The following is a 16,670-nucleotide window of genomic DNA, read 5'->3' as shown; positions in this document are numbered from 1 at the left end:
GCTCGCTTCCCCCTGCACACCAGTGTCCTGGAGGGCGTGAACAACCGCATCAAGGTGATCAAGCGCATGGCCTATGGCTTTCGGGACTCGGTCTACTTCTTCCTGAAAATCAAGGCCGCCTTCCCCGCGAAAGCGCGATGAACCTTTTTTTATGTCCGGATTCCGGCGAAGCCTCATTCCGCTTGCTTGCCGTGGCGGGCCAGCCGCTCCAGGGCGTCCCGCAACCTGGGGTCGCTGACAGTCTCCGCGGTGGCTTGCAGGCTCTCGGCCGCGGCAGGGGAGAGGCGACCTTCGGTCACTGCCGGGCTGCTCGTGTTGTAGCTTGGCTGTACCTTGAAAATGATGCGTTGCAGCCCGGCGAAGGCCTCGAAGCCCTTCAGCTGGCGCAGCAGGCGAGTTTGCTGGTAGCGCAGCCGGGTCGCCCAGTGGCCGTCGGTGACGATCAGCAGCAGTCGGCCCTCGCGCCAGGACGCCACGTGGCAGTGCTCCCGGGCCGCAGGTTGCAGCTGGCTGGCCAGCAGCTGTTGCAGCTGGTCGATACGCTGGGCCTCGTTGAACAGCGCCCGCAACGGCTTCTCTTCGCGCAACAGCGCGGCAGGGGAACGTGCGGGCAGGGGACGGAATGCCATGGCGGGTCGCTTGAAGGAAAACAGAGCGTCCCCATATTAGCAGAAGCGGCCTGTCGCCCGGCCGTTCGCTAGCCGCGTCGCATGGCGCACGAACGGTCCGATAGCGGCGCTCAGGCAACGCTCCGGGCGGCCTCTTGTCGACCGGGTCTTACGGCGGCTGGGAAGTGCGCCCGCTTTCCTCGACAAGGAATCCGGGTAGAATGCCCCCTTCGCAAGCAGCCATGGCGGCTGCGCGGGCGACTCCGGGGCGCCCTCCATCCCAATGTGTGGAAGATTCTCTCTATATGTTTGCGCCATTGTTGAAGAAACTCTTTGGAAGCAAGAACGAACGCGAAGTGAAGCGCATGGCCAAGGCTGTCCAGGCCATCAACGCGTTCGAAGAGCAGATGGTGGTCCTGTCCGATGACCAGCTGCGTGCCAAGACCGAAGAGTTCAAGGCGCGCCTGGCCAAGGGCGAAACCCTCGACCAGCTGCTGCCGGAAGCCTTCGCCGTGGCGCGTGAGGCCGGCAAGCGCGTCATGGGCATGCGCCACTTCGATGTCCAGCTGATCGGCGGCATGACCCTGCACGAGGGCAAGATCGCCGAGATGCGTACCGGCGAGGGCAAGACCCTGGTGGGAACCCTGGCGGTCTACCTGAACGCACTGTCGGGCAAGGGCGTGCACGTGGTCACGGTGAACGACTACCTGGCCCGCCGCGACGCCAACTGGATGCGTCCGCTCTATGAATTCCTCGGCCTGTCCGTCGGCATCGTCACCCCCTTCCAGCCGCCGGAAGAGAAGCGCGCCGCCTACGCCGCCGACATCACCTACGGCACCAACAACGAATTCGGCTTCGACTACCTGCGCGACAACATGGCCTTCAGCACGGATGACAAATTCCAGCGCGAGCTGAATTTCTCCGTGATCGACGAAGTGGACTCCATCCTCATCGACGAAGCGCGCACCCCGCTGATCATCTCCGGCCAGGCCGAAGACAGCTCCAAGCTGTACATCCAGATCAACAAGCTGATCCCGCGCCTCAAGCAACACATCGAAGAAGTGGAAGGCCAGGTCACCCAGGAAGGCCACTACTCGGTCGACGAGAAGACCCGCCAGGTCGAGCTCAACGAGATGGGCCACCAGTTCATCGAGGAAATGCTCACCCAGGCCGGCCTGCTGGCCGAGGGCGAGAGCCTCTACTCGGCGCACAACCTCAGCCTGCTGACCCACGTCTACGCCGCGCTGCGTGCCCACACCCTGTTCCACCGCAACATCGAATACATCGTGCAGAACGACCAGGTGCTGCTGATCGACGAGCATACCGGCCGTACCATGCCCGGCCGTCGCCTGTCCGAAGGCCTGCACCAGGCCATCGAGGCCAAGGAAAACCTGCCGATCCAGGCGGAGAGCCAGACCCTGGCCTCCACCACCTTCCAGAACTACTTCCGCCTCTACAAGAAGCTGTCCGGCATGACCGGTACCGCCGATACCGAGGCCTTCGAATTCCGCCAGATCTACGGCCTGGACGTGGTGGTCATCCCCACCCACCGCCCGGTCGCGCGTAAGGACTTCAACGACCTGGTCTACCTGACCCAGGAAGAGAAATTCGCCTCCATCATCAGCGACATCAAGGAGTGCCAGGCCAGTGGCCGCCCGGCGCTGGTGGGTACCGCGTCCATCGAGAGTTCCGAGTACGTTTCCCAGCTGCTGGTCAAGGCCGGCATCGAGCACAAGGTGCTCAACGCCAAGTACCACGAGAAGGAGGCCGAGATCATCGCCCAGGCCGGTCGTCCGGGCGCCGTGACCATCGCCACCAACATGGCCGGCCGGGGTACCGACATTCTCCTGGGCGGCAACTGGGAAGCCGAGGTGGCTGCCCTGGAAGCGCCGACCGACGAGCAGGTCGCGCAGATCAAGGCTGAATGGCAGAAGCGCCACCAGCAGGTGATCGAGGCCGGCGGCCTGCACGTGGTCGCCTCCGAGCGCCACGAATCCCGCCGTATCGACAACCAGCTGCGCGGCCGTGCCGGTCGCCAGGGCGACCCGGGTTCCAGCCGCTTCTACCTGTCGCTGGAAGACAACCTGATGCGCATCTTCGCCTCCGACCGGGTGAAGAACTTCATGAAGGCGCTGGGGATGCAATCCGGCGAGGCCATCGAGCACCGCATGGTGACCAATGCCATCGAGAAGGCCCAGCGCAAGGTCGAAGGCCGCAACTTCGACATCCGCAAGCAGCTTCTCGAATATGACGACGTGGCCAACGAGCAGCGCAAGGTGATCTACCACATGCGCAACAGCCTGCTGGCCGCCGAAGATATCGGCGACACCATTGTCGAGTTCCGCGAGGAAGTGCTGAACAGCACCATCGATGCGCACATTCCGCCGCAGTCCATGCCGGAACAGTGGGACATCTCCGGCCTGGAGGCGGCCCTGTTCAGTGATTTCGGCCTGAAGCTGCCGATCCAGCAGTGGCTCGACGAAGACGACAAGCTCTACGAGGAAACCCTGCGCGAAAAAATCATGGCGCAGCTGCTGGCCGCCTATAACGAGAAGGAAGACCTCGCCGGCGCCGAAGCCCTGCGTGCCTTCGAGAAGCAGATGCTGCTGCGCGTGCTGGACGACCTGTGGAAAGACCACCTGTCCACCATGGACCACCTGCGTCATGGCATCCATCTGCGCGGCTACGCCCAGAAGAACCCGAAGCAGGAGTACAAGCGCGAGTCCTTCACCCTGTTCCAGGACCTGCTCGACTCCATCAAGCGCGATACCATCCGTGTCCTTTCCCATGTCCAGGTGCGTCGCGAGGACCCGGCCGAGGAAGAGGCTCGCCTGCGCCGCGAAGCCGAGGAACTGGCCCGTCGCATGCAGTTCGAGCATGCCGCTGCGCCCAGCCTGGATGAGCCGGAAGTGACCGAGGAGCAAGACGATGTGGCTGTCGCCACCGCCGCAGCTCCGGTTCGCACCGAGCCCAAGGTCGGCCGCAACGAGCCCTGCCCGTGCGGTTCCGGCAAGAAGTACAAGCACTGCCACGGCCAGATCAGCTAGGAATCGGTCCACGATCTGCTGCGCGTCGGCCATACGGCGTTGAAAATGGCCTCGGGATGCTCATTTACATCTGTAAACTCCGCTCCTTCGGTCATTTTCGCCTTGTCTGGCTCTAGCTCGCGAGGTCGTGCACAGATTCCACGGCACTGCTGTAATACCCCACGCCGCGACCGGCCCTGCCGCTCGCGGCGTTTTTCCTGTTAATCCCTGGCCGCCTGCGCCGCGCGCAACCGGCCGCCCGCTGACAAAGGAGCGCTTCCCATGGCTGTTGGTCTTGGCCCTCTGCCTACCCTGCACCCGGTACCCGGATTCGAACTCGGCATCGCCTCTGCCGGCATCAAGCGCCCCGGGCGCAAGGATGTCGTGGTGATGCGCTGCGCCGAGGGCTCCACTGTGGCCGGGGTGACCACCACCAATGCCTTCTGCGCCGCACCGGTGCTGATCACCCGCGAGCGCGTCGACGGCGACGTGCGCTACCTGCTGACCAACACCGGCAACGCCAATGCCGGCACCGGTCCCGATGGCCTGGTCCGTGCCCGCCGTGCCTGCGCCAGGCTGGCTGAACTGGCTGGCGTGGACGAAGCTGCCGTGCTGCCGTTCTCCACCGGAGTGATCGGCGAGCCCCTGCCGGTCGAGAAGATCGAGACCGCGCTGCAGGCCGCCCTGGACGACCTCAAGGTGGATAACTGGGCCCAGGCCGCCGAAGGCATCATGACCACCGACACCCAGCCCAAGGGTGCCAGCCGCCAGTTCCAGCATGACGGCGTGACCATCACCATCACCGGCATCAGCAAGGGCGCCGGCATGATCCGTCCGAACATGGCCACCATGCTCGGCTACATCGCCACCGACGCCAAGGTCGCCCGCGATGTGCTGCACGCCCTGGTGCGTGACGCGGCGAACAAGTCCTTCAACCGCATCACCATCGACGGCGACACCTCCACCAACGACTGCTGCATGCTGATCGCCACCGGCCAGGCCGCCCTGCCGGAGATCACCGCCGCCAGCGGCGCACTCTTCGCCAAGCTCAAGCAGGCCGTGTTCGAGGTGTTCATGGAGATCGCCCAGGCCATCGTTCGCGACGGCGAAGGCGCCACCAAGTTCGTCACCGTGCAGGTGAATGGCGGCGGTAACCACCAGGAATGCCTGGACGTGGCCTACGCCGTGGCCCACTCGCCACTGATCAAGACCGCGCTGTTCGCCTCCGACCCCAACTGGGGCCGCATCCTCGCCGCCGTGGGTTACGCCGGCGTGCCAGACCTGGACGTGAGCAAGATCGACGTGTTCCTTGGCGAAGTCTGCATTGCCAGCCAGGGCGGTCGCGCCGCGACCTACACCGAAGCGCAGGGCGCGGCGGTCATGGCTCGCGAGGAGATCACCATCCGCATCGAACTCGGCCGTGGTGACTGCAGCGAAACCATCTGGACCACTGACCTGTCCCACGAGTACGTGAAGATCAACGCGGAATATCGTACTTAAGCGGTTGGCCTGGCATTCCCGGTTTTCATGCCCCGATGAAAATCGGGAATTTGCCATGGGCGCAGGCGGCTTCCATGATCCAGCCACACCCTGAGGAACTGGAACCAAGGAGCTAGGCATGTCCCTGACACTGGTAATAGGCAACAAGAACTACTCGTCCTGGTCGCTGCGGGCCTGGCTGGCCATGGAGCTGACCGGTTCGCCCTACGACGAAGTGCGTGTCCCCCTGTACCAGGCCGATAGCCACAAGCGCCTGCTGGCCTGGTCGCCCACCGCCAAGGTCCCTGTCCTGAAGTGCGAGGACGGCACCATCTGGGATTCCCTGGCCATCGCCGAATACCTCGCCGAACGCTTTCCGGAGGCGCATCTCTGGCCCTTTGGCCAGGCCGCCCGTGCCGCGGCCCGGGCAGTCTGTGCGGAGATGCACAGCGGGTTCGTGCCCCTGCGCAGCCATATGCCGATGGACATGCGGCGCAACCAGCCGCTCGCCGAGGTGCCCGACGAGGTGGTGGCGGACATCCGCCGCATCTGTGCCCTCTGGAGCGAGTGTCGCTCGCGCTTCGGCCAGGACGGGCCCTTCCTATTCGGCCATGCGAGCATCGCCGACGCCTTCTATGCGCCGGTGGCCAGCCGCCTGCGCAGCTACGCCGTGGAGCTGCCGGCGGACGCCGCGGCCTACGTCGACACCATTTACCGGTGGCCTGCCTTCCAGCGCTGGTACCAGGCCGCCTTGCAGGAAACGGAGATCATCGAATGAAACGTGTGCATGTGGCCGCCGCCGTGATTCGCGGCCCTGACGGACGGGTGCTGATTGCCAGGCGCCCGGACGACAAGCACCAGGGCGGCCTCTGGGAGTTTCCCGGCGGCAAGGTGGAGGAGGGCGAGGCCGTCGAGGCCGCGCTTTCCCGCGAGCTGGAGGAGGAGTTGGGCATCCGCGTCAACGCCGCCCGGCCGCTGATCCAGATCCACCACGATTACCCGGACAAGCATGTGCTGCTGGATGTCTGGGAGGTCGGCGCGTTCGCCGGTGAACCTCATGGCGCCGAGGGCCAGCCCCTGGCCTGGGCTTCGCCCCGGGAGCTGGGGGATTACGAGTTTCCAGCCGCCAACAGGCCCATAGTGGCTGCCGCGCGACTTCCGGACCGCTACCTGATCACTCCTGATGACCTGGAGCCCCCGGCCCTGCTCGCGGGACTCAAGGCGGCCCTGGCCGCTGGCGTGCGCCTGGTGCAGCTGCGCGCGCCGAAGATGTTCGACGCCCAGTATCGCGACCTCGCGGTGGACGTACAGGGTCTTTGCGCGGGCAAGGCGCAGCTGATGCTCAAGGGCCCGCTGGAGTGGCTGGGCGATTTTCCCGCCGCCGGATGGCACCTGACGGCCGAGCAGCTGCGCAAGTATGCGCCCAATGGTCGCCCCTTCCCTCGCGAGCGCTGGCTGGCGGCGTCCTGTCACAGTGTCGAGGAGCTGCAGCTGGCGCAGGCCATGGGGGTGGACTTCGTCACCCTGTCGCCGGTGCAGGCGACTAAGACCCATCCCGAAGCCGCACCCCTTGGCTGGGAGCGGGCGGAGGAGCTGCTGCGTGGCTTCAACCAGCCGGCTTATCTGCTGGGCGGCGTTGGCCCGGATGAGCTTGAGCGCGCCTGGCGGATCGGCGCCCAGGGCGTGGCAGGTATCCGCGCGTTCTGGCCGGAGTAGAGAACTCAGCGAAGCTCAACGGTGGACGGTTGGAATGTTGGGTTTCGCTTCGCTCTACACCAACCTACGGCAGGTCTTCGACCTGCTTGGCGAATGAATTCGCCCCTACAGGCGACCTATGCCTTGCTCGCCGCCTGCCACAGCACTTCATCCACCCCCTGGCGCCGGGCAATCAGGCGGGCGGCAACGAAGAGCAGGTCGGAAAGGCGATTGAGGTAGGCCAGCAGTTCCGCACGCAGCGGCTCTTCGCCGTTCAGCGTCTGTGCCCGGCGTTCGGCGCCGCGGGCGAAACTGCGGCAGACGTGGGCCTGGGCCACCAGGCGCGAACCACCCGGCAGGATGAAGTTCTTCAGCGGCCCCAGCTCATCGTTCCAGCGGTCGATGGCCGCTTCCAGCCGCTCGATCTCCGCGCCATCCACCACCTGGTACTCGGGCATGGCCAGTTCACCGCCGAGGTCGAACAGGCGATGCTGGCAGGGCGTCAGCACCTCGATCACTTCGCCCAGTCCGGCGCAGCTCTCCGCACTTTCGATGAGTTCCGCCAGCAGCAGGCCCAACTGGCTATTGAGGGTATCCACCTCGCCAATGGCCTCGATCCGCGGATGGTCCTTGGGCACGCGGCGGCCGCTGGAGAGGCCGGTTTCGCCCTTGTCGCCGGTGCGGGTATAGATCTTCGAGAGGCGGTTTCCCATTTCAGGTTCCTGCGTTCGCGGCATTGGCGGTCAGCGGCAGGCGCAAGGTGAAGCAGGTACCCTGGCCGGGCTTGGACTGCACTTCCATCTGCCCTTTGTGGTTGTTGGTGATGATGAAGTAGGAGACCGACAGGCCGAGCCCCGTACCCTGGCCCACCTCCTTGGTGGTGAAGAAGGGTTCGAAGATACGCTTGCGCACGTTCTCCGGAATGCCGATGCCGTTGTCCTCTACCTGGATTTCCGCCCAGGGTGGGCTCAGGCGCGTGCGCAGGGCGATCCGGCCTTCCTTGTCATTCTCGCGCAGGTGAATGGCCTGGGCGGCGTTCTTCAGCAGGTTGAGCAGCACCTGTTCCAATTCGTTCGCGGTGCCCGGCACCGGCCCCAGCTCCGGATCGAATTCGCGGGTGACCTGCAGCCCCTTGAAGTCGAAACCCTCGGTCAGGTCGAAGTCGTTGCTGGCGATCTCCAGCGCCTGGTCGATCAGCACGGGGAGCTGGCATGGCGCCAGCTGGCGGTTGCTGCGGCGGCTGAAGGCGAGCATGTGGGAGACGATCTTCGCCGCTCGGGCGCCGGCCTGGTGGATGTCATCGAGCAGCTTGGGCACCTCGCGTGCGTCCAGGTACTGATTGACCGATTCCAGCCTGATGCCGCTGATGGCGGCCTGCTCCTGGTTGCGGTCCAGATCCGGCGACAGGCGTCGACGGATGTTCTGCACGTTGTGCAGGATGGCGCCCAGGGGGTTGTTGATCTCGTGGGCCATGCCGGCCGCCAGGCCTCCCACCGAGAGCATCTTCTCCGATTGCACCATCAGCTCTTCCATCGACAGCCGCTGGGTGATGTCGTCGATGCGGATCACCACGCCGCGCCCGGTACCGCCCATCAGCGGGTAGAAAGTCAGGGCGTAGTGGTGGACGTCCTCGCCCACCAACCAGCTGACCCGTTCCACCTTTTCCACCTTGTGCTTCTCGGCGGTCAGGCGGATCTGCGGCAGGAAGGGCTTGAGCGAGGGGAAGGCGAGGAACACCGGCTGGTTCAGCGCGTCGTCCATGGGCGTGCCGGAAAGGGCGCTGGCTTCCTGGTTCCACTGGGTGACATAAAGCTGCTCGTCCAGGGCGATGAGCGCGGATGGCATCGAGTCGATGATGCTGTTGAGGTAGTTCTGGAAGCCGGTGAGCTTCTTTTCGATCTTGCTGCGCACCTGCACTTCCAGCTCCAGCTTGCGGTTGGAATGGCGGGTCTCTTCGGCCAGCTCATGGGCCTGGTCGAAGGCGGCCTGGGCGTCGTCACGGGCGCGCTTGAGTTGCTGCTCGCGGGCTTCGATGCGGCTGAGCATGGTGTTGAAGGCGTCGGCCAGGCCGCCGATTTCATCGCGGTTGCCGCGCGGTGCGCGCAGGGCATAGTTCTCTTCGCGGGTCACCTGGCGCGACAGTTCTTCGAGCCTGCGAATGGGGCGGGTGATCATGCGCCGGACCTGTCGCGCCACCAGCAACCAGAGCAGCACGCTGCAGGCGAGGATCGCCAGGCTGGCGGTCAGCGTACCGGTGTAGAAGACCCCGGGCAGCTCGCTGGAGGCCACCAGCAGCAGGTGGCCGGGCTTCCTGCCGGGCATCGGCAGTTCGGCCAGGTGGGTGGTGCGGAATTCCCGCAGGCGCCAGCCGGGCAGGTCCGCGGCATTCAGCGGCAGGTCAAGCAGTTCGCCCCGCTGCAACTGGGCCAGCAGGCGGCCGTCGCTGTCGTAGAGCGCGGCGGCGCGCAGCGGCGTGTAACCGTCCAGGCGTTCCAGCATCTGCTTGGCGTTGTCTTCCGAGGAAAGCGCCTCGGGGCCGAGTGCGGAGGTGGCGAAGAGCCGGCCCAGGGTCACCAGCCCCTGGGGCGCGACGCTTTCCTGAGAAATCCAGTAGGCCGCGCTGATGAAGGCCAGGTTGGCGATGAGCAGGACGGTGGCGAGCAGGACCAACAGGGCGGCGAGCAATTTGCGGCCGACCGACAGGTTCTCGAGACGCTGACGCAGGCTGATCAAGGGGTAGGCATCCGCAGCTGGGCTGAGGGGCAGGTTAGCGCGGGGTCAGTTGACGGGCAATCCGCGCATCTCGAGGTGAGCCTGAAGGCGCTGCCGCAGGCTCTCCAGATGCGGCAGCCTGAGCTGGTGGCGGACGGCGGTGGCGCAGGCGTGGCCAAGCAGGTAGCTGATCTCGGTGCGTCGGCCGTTGGCGACGTCCTGATACATGGAGGAGTAGTTCGCCGCGGTGGCCTGGATCACCCGCAGCACTTCCTCGTGCAGCCCTTCGGCGGCGTCCGGCTGGCCGCAACGCCGCAGCAGCTCGGCCAGCTCCACGCAGAGTACGCCGACTTCAGCCGGATGTTCGGATAGACCACCGTTGCGGCAATCGTGCAGAACGGTAAGGGGGTTGATGGCGCAATTCAGCGCCAGCTTGCGCCACAGGCGCGAGAGGATGTCCGGCGTCCAGCCGTGGGGGATGCCGGCCTGCTCCAGGTCGCTCAGCCAGTCGGGAGCGGTGGGGTGCAGCGGGTCGCCTAGCCAGGTGTAGCCGTGGCCGGCGAAGACCACGCGAAAATCCGCCTCACGGAAGGCGCCTTCGGTGCTGGAGGCGAGTATGCAGCGGGCATGGGGCAGGCGCATGGCCACGGCGTCCTGGCTGCCCAGGCCGTTCTGCAGCAGGATCAGCTCGGCGCCGGGGGCCAGGCGGTGCAGCAGGGGCTGCACCGCGGCTTCGGCATCGTAGGCCTTGCAGGCGACCAGCAGGCGGCTTATGGGGCCGGAGCTGCTGGGCAGGTCGGCGGGGATGGGGAAGCGGCGGGCTGCGCCCTGTTCCACCAGGGTCAGGCCACCGGCTTCTTCGTAGGCCTTGAGCCGCGCGCGATCGCGCAGCAGCAGGCGCACCGGCAGCCCGGCTCGCGCCAGGCGCGCGGCCCAGAGGCTGCCGAGGCTGCCGGCGCCGAGGATGTGCCAGGTCATGGCTGCGGCAGGCGCATGGCGGTGACCCGGCCGCTGGCGTAGGCCTCGGGGAGCATGGCGACGGCCTTGCCCAGCAGTTCTTCGACATCCAGGGGCAGGGCCTTGGTGTCCAGGCCGACCAGGGCGATGCCAGCCTTGAGGGTGATGAAGCCCTCGCTGGTCTTGAAGGCTTTCAGGTTCAGCCCTTCGTGCAGGCGTCGGAAGCTGCTCGGCGAGCATTCATGGAGGTCGTCGAGCAAGGTGATCAGGCCGAAATGGCTGTCGTCCACGCGGGTCAGCACGTCCAGCGGCCGCACCAGTTGCTGCAGGCGCCGGGCAACGCCGTGCAGCAGCTCGTTGTAGAAGGTGTCGCCATACTGCTGGCGCAGCTGCGGTGCGTCCAGCAGGCCGATCAGCAGGTAACAAAGAGCGCCACCACGGGACTCCACCTGGCGCAGGCTGTCGGTCAGTTTCTGGCGCAGGTAGCGCGGATTGCCGAGGCCGGTGAGGGAATCCACCAGGTTGCGCTGCTCCAGGCTGGCGATGTTCTGGGTCAGCAGGCGGTTCTCCTGCAACAGGCGCTGCAAGGTGTTGCACAAGCGGTCGGCGGCGTAGACCCGCGGCACCAGCTGTTCGTTCATGGCCGCCTTGCTGATGAAGTCGTCGACGCCACGATCGAAGGCTTCGCCCAGGACGTTTTCGCCCTCCTTGCCGGTCAGCAGGATGATGTAGCTGTAGTGATCGGTCATCTCATCGAGCTGGCGCACGCGTGCGGTCAGTTCCAGTCCGTCGATCTCCGGCATCAGCCAGTCGGCGAGGATGACGTTCGCCGGCTTGTGCTCCAGCAACTGCAGCGCTTCGCTGGCGCTGCTGGCGAAGCGCAGGTCCTGGTAGCCGGCCTGGCTCAGGGTGCGGCCGATCATCGCGCTGGAGAATTTGGCGTCGTCCACCACCAGGATGCTGAGATGAGGGTTGGGCATGTGGCAGGCTCGCAAGGGGAGTGGGATTGCGTGAGATGGCGCTATGATATCAAGTCTCGTTCGGGTTGCCGTGTCGCCCTACCGTTCTGCCGGTTGCGGACTGCTGGGGGGACGGCCACCGGAAAGGCGGCTTGTCGCTCGGTTATAATGGGTGCGCATTTTTTACCGTCAAGCCAGGCGCGTTCATATCCGTGATGCAGATCGCGCCGTCTATCTGGAGGAATCCCATGCCCTCGTTCGACGTGGTGTCCGAACTGGACAAGCACGAAGTCACCAACGCCGTCGACAACGCCATCAAAGAACTCGATCGCCGCTACGACCTGCGCGGCAAGGGTAGTTTCGAGTTCAAGGAGCTGACGGTCACCCTGACGGCCGAAGCCGATTTCCAACTGGAGCAGATGCTGGAGATCCTCAAGCTCGCCCTGGTCAAGCGCAAGATCGACGTCCAGTGCCTGGAAATCAAGGATTCCTACGCCTCCGGCAAGGTGGTCAAGCAGGAAGCCGTGCTGCGCGAAGGTATCGACAAGGAACTGGCGAAAAAGATCGTCGCCCATATCAAGGAGAGCAAGCTCAAGGTCCAGGCCGCCATCCAGGGCGAGCAGGTTCGCGTCACCGGCAAGAAGCGCGACGACCTGCAGGAAGCCATCGCCGCCCTGCGTGCCAAGGAGTTCGGCATGCCTTTGCAGTTCAACAACTTCCGCGACTGAGCGGAACCTTCGCGGCCGATTCGCGTCGCAACCCTAGTGTCCTTTTGAACCTTTGCCGCCCTGGAGTGTCCATGGCGGCTTGGTTTTGCATTGCTGAAATACCGCGGAGAACGCCCATGGAGATGAACGTCGACCAACTGGTGAAGGTATCCGAAGCCTGGTTGCCCATTGTGCTGGAGTACAGCGGCAAGCTGGCGCTGGCGCTACTTACCCTGCTGATCGGCTGGTGGCTGATCAACGTGCTGACCGGCAAGGTTGGCGCGCTGATGCAGCATCGCCGGGTGGACCGCACCCTGCAGGGCTTCATCGGCAGCCTGGCCAACATCATCCTGAAGGTACTGCTGATGGTCAGCGTGGCGTCGATGATCGGCGTCGAGACCACGTCTTTCGTCGCCGCCATCGGTGCGGCGGGCCTGGCCATCGGCCTGGCCCTGCAGGGCAGCCTGGCGAACTTCGCCGGTGGCGTGCTGATCCTGCTGTTTCGCCCCTTCAAGGTGGGCGATTTCATCGAGGCCCAGGGTGTTTCCGGCACCGTGGACCATATCCAGATCTTCCACACCGTGCTGCGCACCGGTGACAACAAGACGGTGATAGTGCCCAACGGCAGCCTGTCCAACGGCATCATCACCAACTACTCCAAGCAGGCGAACCGCCAGGTCCTGTACGACGTGAAGGTGGACTATTCCGCCGACCTGTCCAAGGCCCGTGACGTGCTGCTCGAGCTGGCCCGGGACCCGCGCGTGCACAAGGACCCGGAACCTGTGGTGGTGGTTTCCGCCCTCGGCGATACCTCCATCAACCTGTCCCTGCGCCTGTGGGCCTCGAACGCCGACTACTGGGGCGTGATCTTCATGCTCAACGAGAACGTGCGCGACAGCCTGGGCGCTGTCGGTGTGGAGCTGGCCCAGCCGCCTCGCATGGTGCAGGTGGTGCCGGGCTGAGTCCTGGCGAAAAACGAAAAGGCCGGCAATTGCCGGCCTTTTTCATGCCTGAAAAACGTCAGGGCTGCTCGGTGGAGCCAGGCGCCGCGGGCGCGTCGGACGAACCGTTCTCCTTCGGTTGCTGGCGGTCGCGGCCCCACTGGATGGCGATCAGCACCAGGGTGGGGACGCCCAGCAGGGCGGTGAGCAGGAAGAAGCTGTGGTAGCCGAGGCTTTCCACCATCACGCCCGAGTAGCCACCGATCAGGCGCGGCAGCAGCAGCATGATGGAGCTGAGCAGGGCGTATTGGGTGGCGGAGAACTTCAGGTTGGTGAGGCTCGACAGATAGGCGACGAAGGCCGAGGTGGCCAGGCCCGCACTGAAGTTGTCGCAGGAGATGGTCAGGATCAGCATGTTCAGGTGCGGCCCCATGTCGCTCAGGGCCACGAACATCAGGTTGGTGGCCGCCGAGGTGACGCCGCCGATGAAGAGGATCGGCAGGATGCCGAAGCGCACGATGAGCACGCCGCCGGCGGCCGCGCCGAGCAGGGTCATCACCAGGCCGAAGAGCTTGCTGACGCTGGCGATCTGCTCCTTGGTGAAGCCCTGGTCGATGTAGAAGACGTTGGCCATCACCCCCATCACGGTGTCCGACATCCGGTAGGTGGCGATCAGGCCAAGCAGCAGCAGCGCCTGCCAGCGATAGCGCTGGACGAATTCGCTGATGGGGGTCAGCACCGGCGCCATCAGCAGGCGGCCGGCGGCGGAGAAACAGGCCAGGGTGATCAGCAGGAACAGCGTGGCGCGCGGCCAGGCACCGGTGGAGAAGGCCTTCACCGCGGCGGCGATGGTCACCAGGATCACGATCAGCACGATGATCGACACCGCCTGGTGGACGAAATCGAAGTTCGGTATCACCTTGCCCCGCGCGGCCACCAGCAGTTGGCGGCGTTGCTGGCTGAGCAGCTCGCGCACCGGCAGGACCTGGCGCATGCCCCAGGGCGACAGGCAGGTGATCAGGAAAATGGCGTAGAGCGCGGCGCGTGGCCAGGCGTGGTCGAGCAGGCCGGTGATCATCGCCGGCAGGGAGATCAGCATCACCAGCAGAATCAGCACCGACGACAGTTGATGCTTGAGCTTGAAGCGCGAGGTGTTGCTCTGGGTCGGCAGGTCCACCGGCGGCTCGCGCATCCACAGGCTGGTGATCAGGCCCGGCAACATCAGCAGCGCGAACAGCAGGTAGGTGCCAGCCCAGGCGCCGTACTCGTAGAGCTTGGCGGTGGAACCGAACCACTCGGCGAAGTAGAGCGCACCTGCGGTGGCGAGCAGCGCGGAGATGCGGTAGCCGGTCATGTAGCTGGCGGCCAGGGCGGCCTGGCGGCTGTCCTCGGCGATTTCCAGGCGGTAGGCGTCGATGGCGATGTCCTGGGTGGCCGAAGCGAAGGCCACCACCACCGCCAGGGCGATCAGCCAGGTGAGGTGGATCTGCGGGTCGCACAGGGCCATGCCCACCAGTCCAAGGGCCACCAGGGCCTGGGACAGCACCAGCCAGGAGCGCCGGCGGCCCAGCCGGCCGAGCAGCGGCAGGCGCCACTGGTCGAGCAGCGGCGACCAGATCCATTTGAAGGCGTAGGCCAGGCCGATCAGGCTGGCGAAACCGATGGTCTCGCGGGAAACCCCGGCCTCGCGCAACCAGACGGAGAGCGTGGAAAACACCAGCATGTAGGGCAGGCCGGCGGCGAAGCCCAGGAGCAATAGCGAAAGGGTGGCCGGCGTGGCATAGGCGGCGATGGCGGCGCGCCAGGAACGATGGGGCATCAGGGGTGCGGTCCGAAAGGCGTGGTGCTGGGCATGGTCTGCTCGCGGCGTCCAGGGTAAGGCTGTAAAACGGCAGGGCGCACTCTAACCGTTGGGTGGCATGGGATGCCAGCCGTGCCGACGCATGTCCACCCTATCGTTCAGGATAGTGACACCTTCAGCGCGCAATCGTGCCCGCTGCTCGTTGCCCGAGGGTGTGCCCGGCGCCAGGCTGAAGTGTCCGCCGGCGCCCAGAACTCGGTGCCAGGGTAGCTGAGTGCCCGCCGGTAGCTGGCTCAGGGTGCGTCCGACCCAGCGCGCGGCGCGGCCCAGCCCCGCCAGGTCGGCCAACTGGCCATAGGTGACCACCTTGCCTTCCGGCACCTGGCCCAGGGTCAGGTAGAGCGCCTCGCGGCGGACGTCCGCGCTGGCTGTCGACAGGTCCGCCCATGCGTTCTCTGGCGCGTCCTCGATTCTCTTCTTGCTGACCATGCTGCTCCGTAGCACCTGGTGGTGCATTGCTCTTCTGTCGCGGCGTGCGCGGCACTGTGGCAACGCTCGATTGGAGAACCCGCTGCCGCTCGGGCCCGGCGATCCCGACAGCCAGCATAGTCGCACCCTCGAGGCGGCAGGGCACGCTCGTCGATTCGGGGGAACTCGTCAGGAGCTGGCCGGTCAGTCCTTGCTCTGCTGTCGGTCATAGGGATAATGCCCGGCTTTTTTTGAGATCCAGAGCCAAAGAAGCCGCTTTATGTTGTCCAGATCCATGTTTTTCCTGGCGCTCGCCGCCACCTCCACCGCCACCTTCGCCGACACCGTCTGGATGAAGAACGGCGACCGACTCACCGGCACCATCCGCGTCTTCGATGGCGGCAAGCTGGTGCTGCAAACCGAGTACGGCGGCACCATTCCGCTGGACTGGAAGAAAGTCGCGACCCTGGAAAGCGACCGCGAGCTGCTGATCAAGCAAGGCGACCTCGACGGCGAACGCGCCAAGTCCCTGCGCCGCGCGGAGGATGGCAAGGTCATCCTCGCCAATGGCGAGGCGCCGAAGGAAGTGGAACTGGCCAGCATCGAACAGATCATGAAGCCCAAGCCCCTGGTGGAGGATCTGACCTGGACCGGCAACGTCGACCTTGCCCTGGACTACAAGCGCGCCGAAAAGGACACGGACGACTACGACGTCAACTTCAAGACCAAAGCCCGCCACGGCCGCTGGCGTCATAACGCCTCGGGCGAGTTCAACCGCGAATTCACCGACGACGAGAAGACCACGGACAACTGGGAAGCCGAGTACGCCCTCGACCGCTTCATCACCGACAAGTTCTTCTGGCAGGGGCGCGGTGAGTACAAGCGCGACAAGATCGAAGACCTCGAACGCCAGCGCACCCTGGGTACCGGCCCCGGTTACCAGTTCTGGGATGACGAGTTGGGCGCCTTCTCCCTCGCTGGCCTGGTCAACCGCAGCGATTACCAGTTCGCCAACGGCGCAGAGGAAAACTTCTACGCCATCAGCATGAAGTGGGACTACAACCGCTACCTGGTGGGCAAGACGGTGGAGCTGTTCACTAGCGGCGAAGTCGGCCGTCCCCTGGACAACACCGCCGATTACGCGCTGGATGCCGAAGCGGGCCTGCGCTACAAGCTCACCGACTGGGCCTCGCTCAACATGAAGGCCGAGAAGGACCAGGTCAGCGGCGCCAGGGAAAATCTCGACGAAACCCGCTACACGGTGGGCTTCGGCGTCGGCTGGTAAGCCGTCAGGCCAGGCCTTCGCCGCCCCACGCT

14 protein-coding genes and 1 pseudogene are annotated in these 16,670 nt (G+C 65.3%); 8 read left to right on the top strand and 7 right to left on the bottom strand.

Annotated elements, in window-relative coordinates; all coding sequences use genetic code 11:
* A partial coding sequence (locus ACFW0H_RS17270) for a transposase (RefSeq protein ID WP_422915094.1) occupies positions 1-141 on the top strand: 141 nt, incomplete at its 5' end.
* A gap of 32 nt (positions 142-173) precedes the next feature.
* On the opposite strand, the gene ACFW0H_RS17265 is transcribed toward ACFW0H_RS17270, so the two are convergent.
* Entirely contained in the window at positions 174-629 is a 456-nt protein-coding gene (locus ACFW0H_RS17265; RefSeq protein ID WP_422915087.1) for a DUF721 domain-containing protein, read from the bottom strand.
* A 284-nt stretch (positions 630-913) separates the two neighbouring features.
* On the opposite strand from ACFW0H_RS17265, the gene secA reads away from it, so the two are divergent.
* The 4 genes from secA to ACFW0H_RS17245 all read left to right on the top strand — a co-directional run bounded on the left by secA (position 914) and on the right by ACFW0H_RS17245 (position 6,829).
* Positions 914-3,655: a preprotein translocase subunit SecA gene (gene secA / locus ACFW0H_RS17260; RefSeq protein WP_422915086.1), complete on the top strand. Its 2,742-nt coding sequence runs from the start codon at positions 914-916 to the stop codon at positions 3,653-3,655.
* A gap of 261 nt (positions 3,656-3,916) precedes the next feature.
* Positions 3,917-5,134: a bifunctional glutamate N-acetyltransferase/amino-acid acetyltransferase ArgJ gene (gene argJ / locus ACFW0H_RS17255; protein ID WP_422915085.1), complete on the top strand. Its 1,218-nt coding sequence runs from the start codon at positions 3,917-3,919 to the stop codon at positions 5,132-5,134.
* 118 nt (positions 5,135-5,252) lie between these two features.
* Positions 5,253-5,891, top strand: a complete 639-nt coding sequence (locus ACFW0H_RS17250) for a glutathione S-transferase family protein (RefSeq protein ID WP_422915084.1) — start codon at positions 5,253-5,255, stop codon at positions 5,889-5,891.
* The gene (locus ACFW0H_RS17245; RefSeq protein WP_422915083.1) at positions 5,888-6,829 is read left to right on the top strand and encodes a Nudix family hydrolase; all 942 of its coding nucleotides are present in this window, start codon (positions 5,888-5,890) and stop codon (positions 6,827-6,829) included. Before ACFW0H_RS17250 ends, ACFW0H_RS17245 begins: the two co-directional genes overlap by 4 nt.
* A gap of 116 nt (positions 6,830-6,945) precedes the next feature.
* Here the strand turns inward: ACFW0H_RS17245 and ACFW0H_RS17240 are convergent, their stop codons facing one another.
* The 4 genes and pseudogenes from ACFW0H_RS17240 to ACFW0H_RS17225 form a co-directional block, all read right to left on the bottom strand.
* Complete coding sequence (locus ACFW0H_RS17240; RefSeq protein ID WP_422915082.1) at positions 6,946-7,521, bottom strand: cob(I)yrinic acid a,c-diamide adenosyltransferase; 576 nt, start codon at positions 7,519-7,521, stop codon at positions 6,946-6,948.
* A gap of 1 nt (position 7,522) precedes the next feature.
* Positions 7,523-9,538, bottom strand: a complete 2,016-nt coding sequence (locus ACFW0H_RS17235) for a sensor histidine kinase (RefSeq protein ID WP_422915093.1) — start codon at positions 9,536-9,538, stop codon at positions 7,523-7,525.
* Positions 9,539-9,586: 48 nt separating this feature from the next.
* Positions 9,587-10,498: a putative 2-dehydropantoate 2-reductase gene (locus ACFW0H_RS17230; protein WP_422915081.1), complete on the bottom strand. Its 912-nt coding sequence runs from the start codon at positions 10,496-10,498 to the stop codon at positions 9,587-9,589.
* Positions 10,495-11,460: pseudogene (locus ACFW0H_RS17225) on the bottom strand (GGDEF domain-containing response regulator); the annotation flags it as partial. The gene ACFW0H_RS17230 and the pseudogene ACFW0H_RS17225, both read right to left, overlap by 4 nt.
* Positions 11,461-11,684: 224 nt before the next feature.
* Here ACFW0H_RS17225 and ACFW0H_RS17220 point away from each other — a divergent pair.
* The gene (locus ACFW0H_RS17220; protein ID WP_377690825.1) at positions 11,685-12,164 is read left to right on the top strand and encodes a YajQ family cyclic di-GMP-binding protein; all 480 of its coding nucleotides are present in this window, start codon (positions 11,685-11,687) and stop codon (positions 12,162-12,164) included.
* A 116-nt stretch (positions 12,165-12,280) separates the two neighbouring features.
* Positions 12,281-13,105, top strand: a complete 825-nt coding sequence (locus ACFW0H_RS17215; RefSeq protein WP_422915080.1) for a mechanosensitive ion channel family protein — start codon at positions 12,281-12,283, stop codon at positions 13,103-13,105.
* 58 nt (positions 13,106-13,163) lie between these two features.
* On the opposite strand, the gene ACFW0H_RS17210 is transcribed toward ACFW0H_RS17215, so the two are convergent.
* Positions 13,164-14,903, bottom strand: coding sequence for an AmpG family muropeptide MFS transporter (locus ACFW0H_RS17210; RefSeq protein ID WP_422915079.1), 1,740 nt, complete (start codon positions 14,901-14,903; stop codon positions 13,164-13,166).
* An 84-nt stretch (positions 14,904-14,987) separates the two neighbouring features.
* The gene (locus tag ACFW0H_RS17205; RefSeq protein WP_422915092.1) at positions 14,988-15,374 is read right to left on the bottom strand and encodes an MGMT family protein; all 387 of its coding nucleotides are present in this window, start codon (positions 15,372-15,374) and stop codon (positions 14,988-14,990) included.
* A 259-nt stretch (positions 15,375-15,633) separates the two neighbouring features.
* On the opposite strand from ACFW0H_RS17205, the gene ACFW0H_RS17200 reads away from it, so the two are divergent.
* Positions 15,634-16,638, top strand: coding sequence for a DUF481 domain-containing protein (locus ACFW0H_RS17200; protein WP_422915078.1), 1,005 nt, complete (start codon positions 15,634-15,636; stop codon positions 16,636-16,638).
* Positions 16,639-16,670: the final 32 nt, after the last annotated feature.

Origin of the sequence: Metapseudomonas cellulosilytica, assembly GCF_049334135.1 — a bacterium.
Taxonomy (GTDB): Bacteria; Pseudomonadota; Gammaproteobacteria; order Pseudomonadales; family Pseudomonadaceae; genus Metapseudomonas.
The sequence above is the reverse complement of the archived record's forward strand: the minus strand, read 5'-3'. Positions and strand labels throughout refer to the sequence as shown.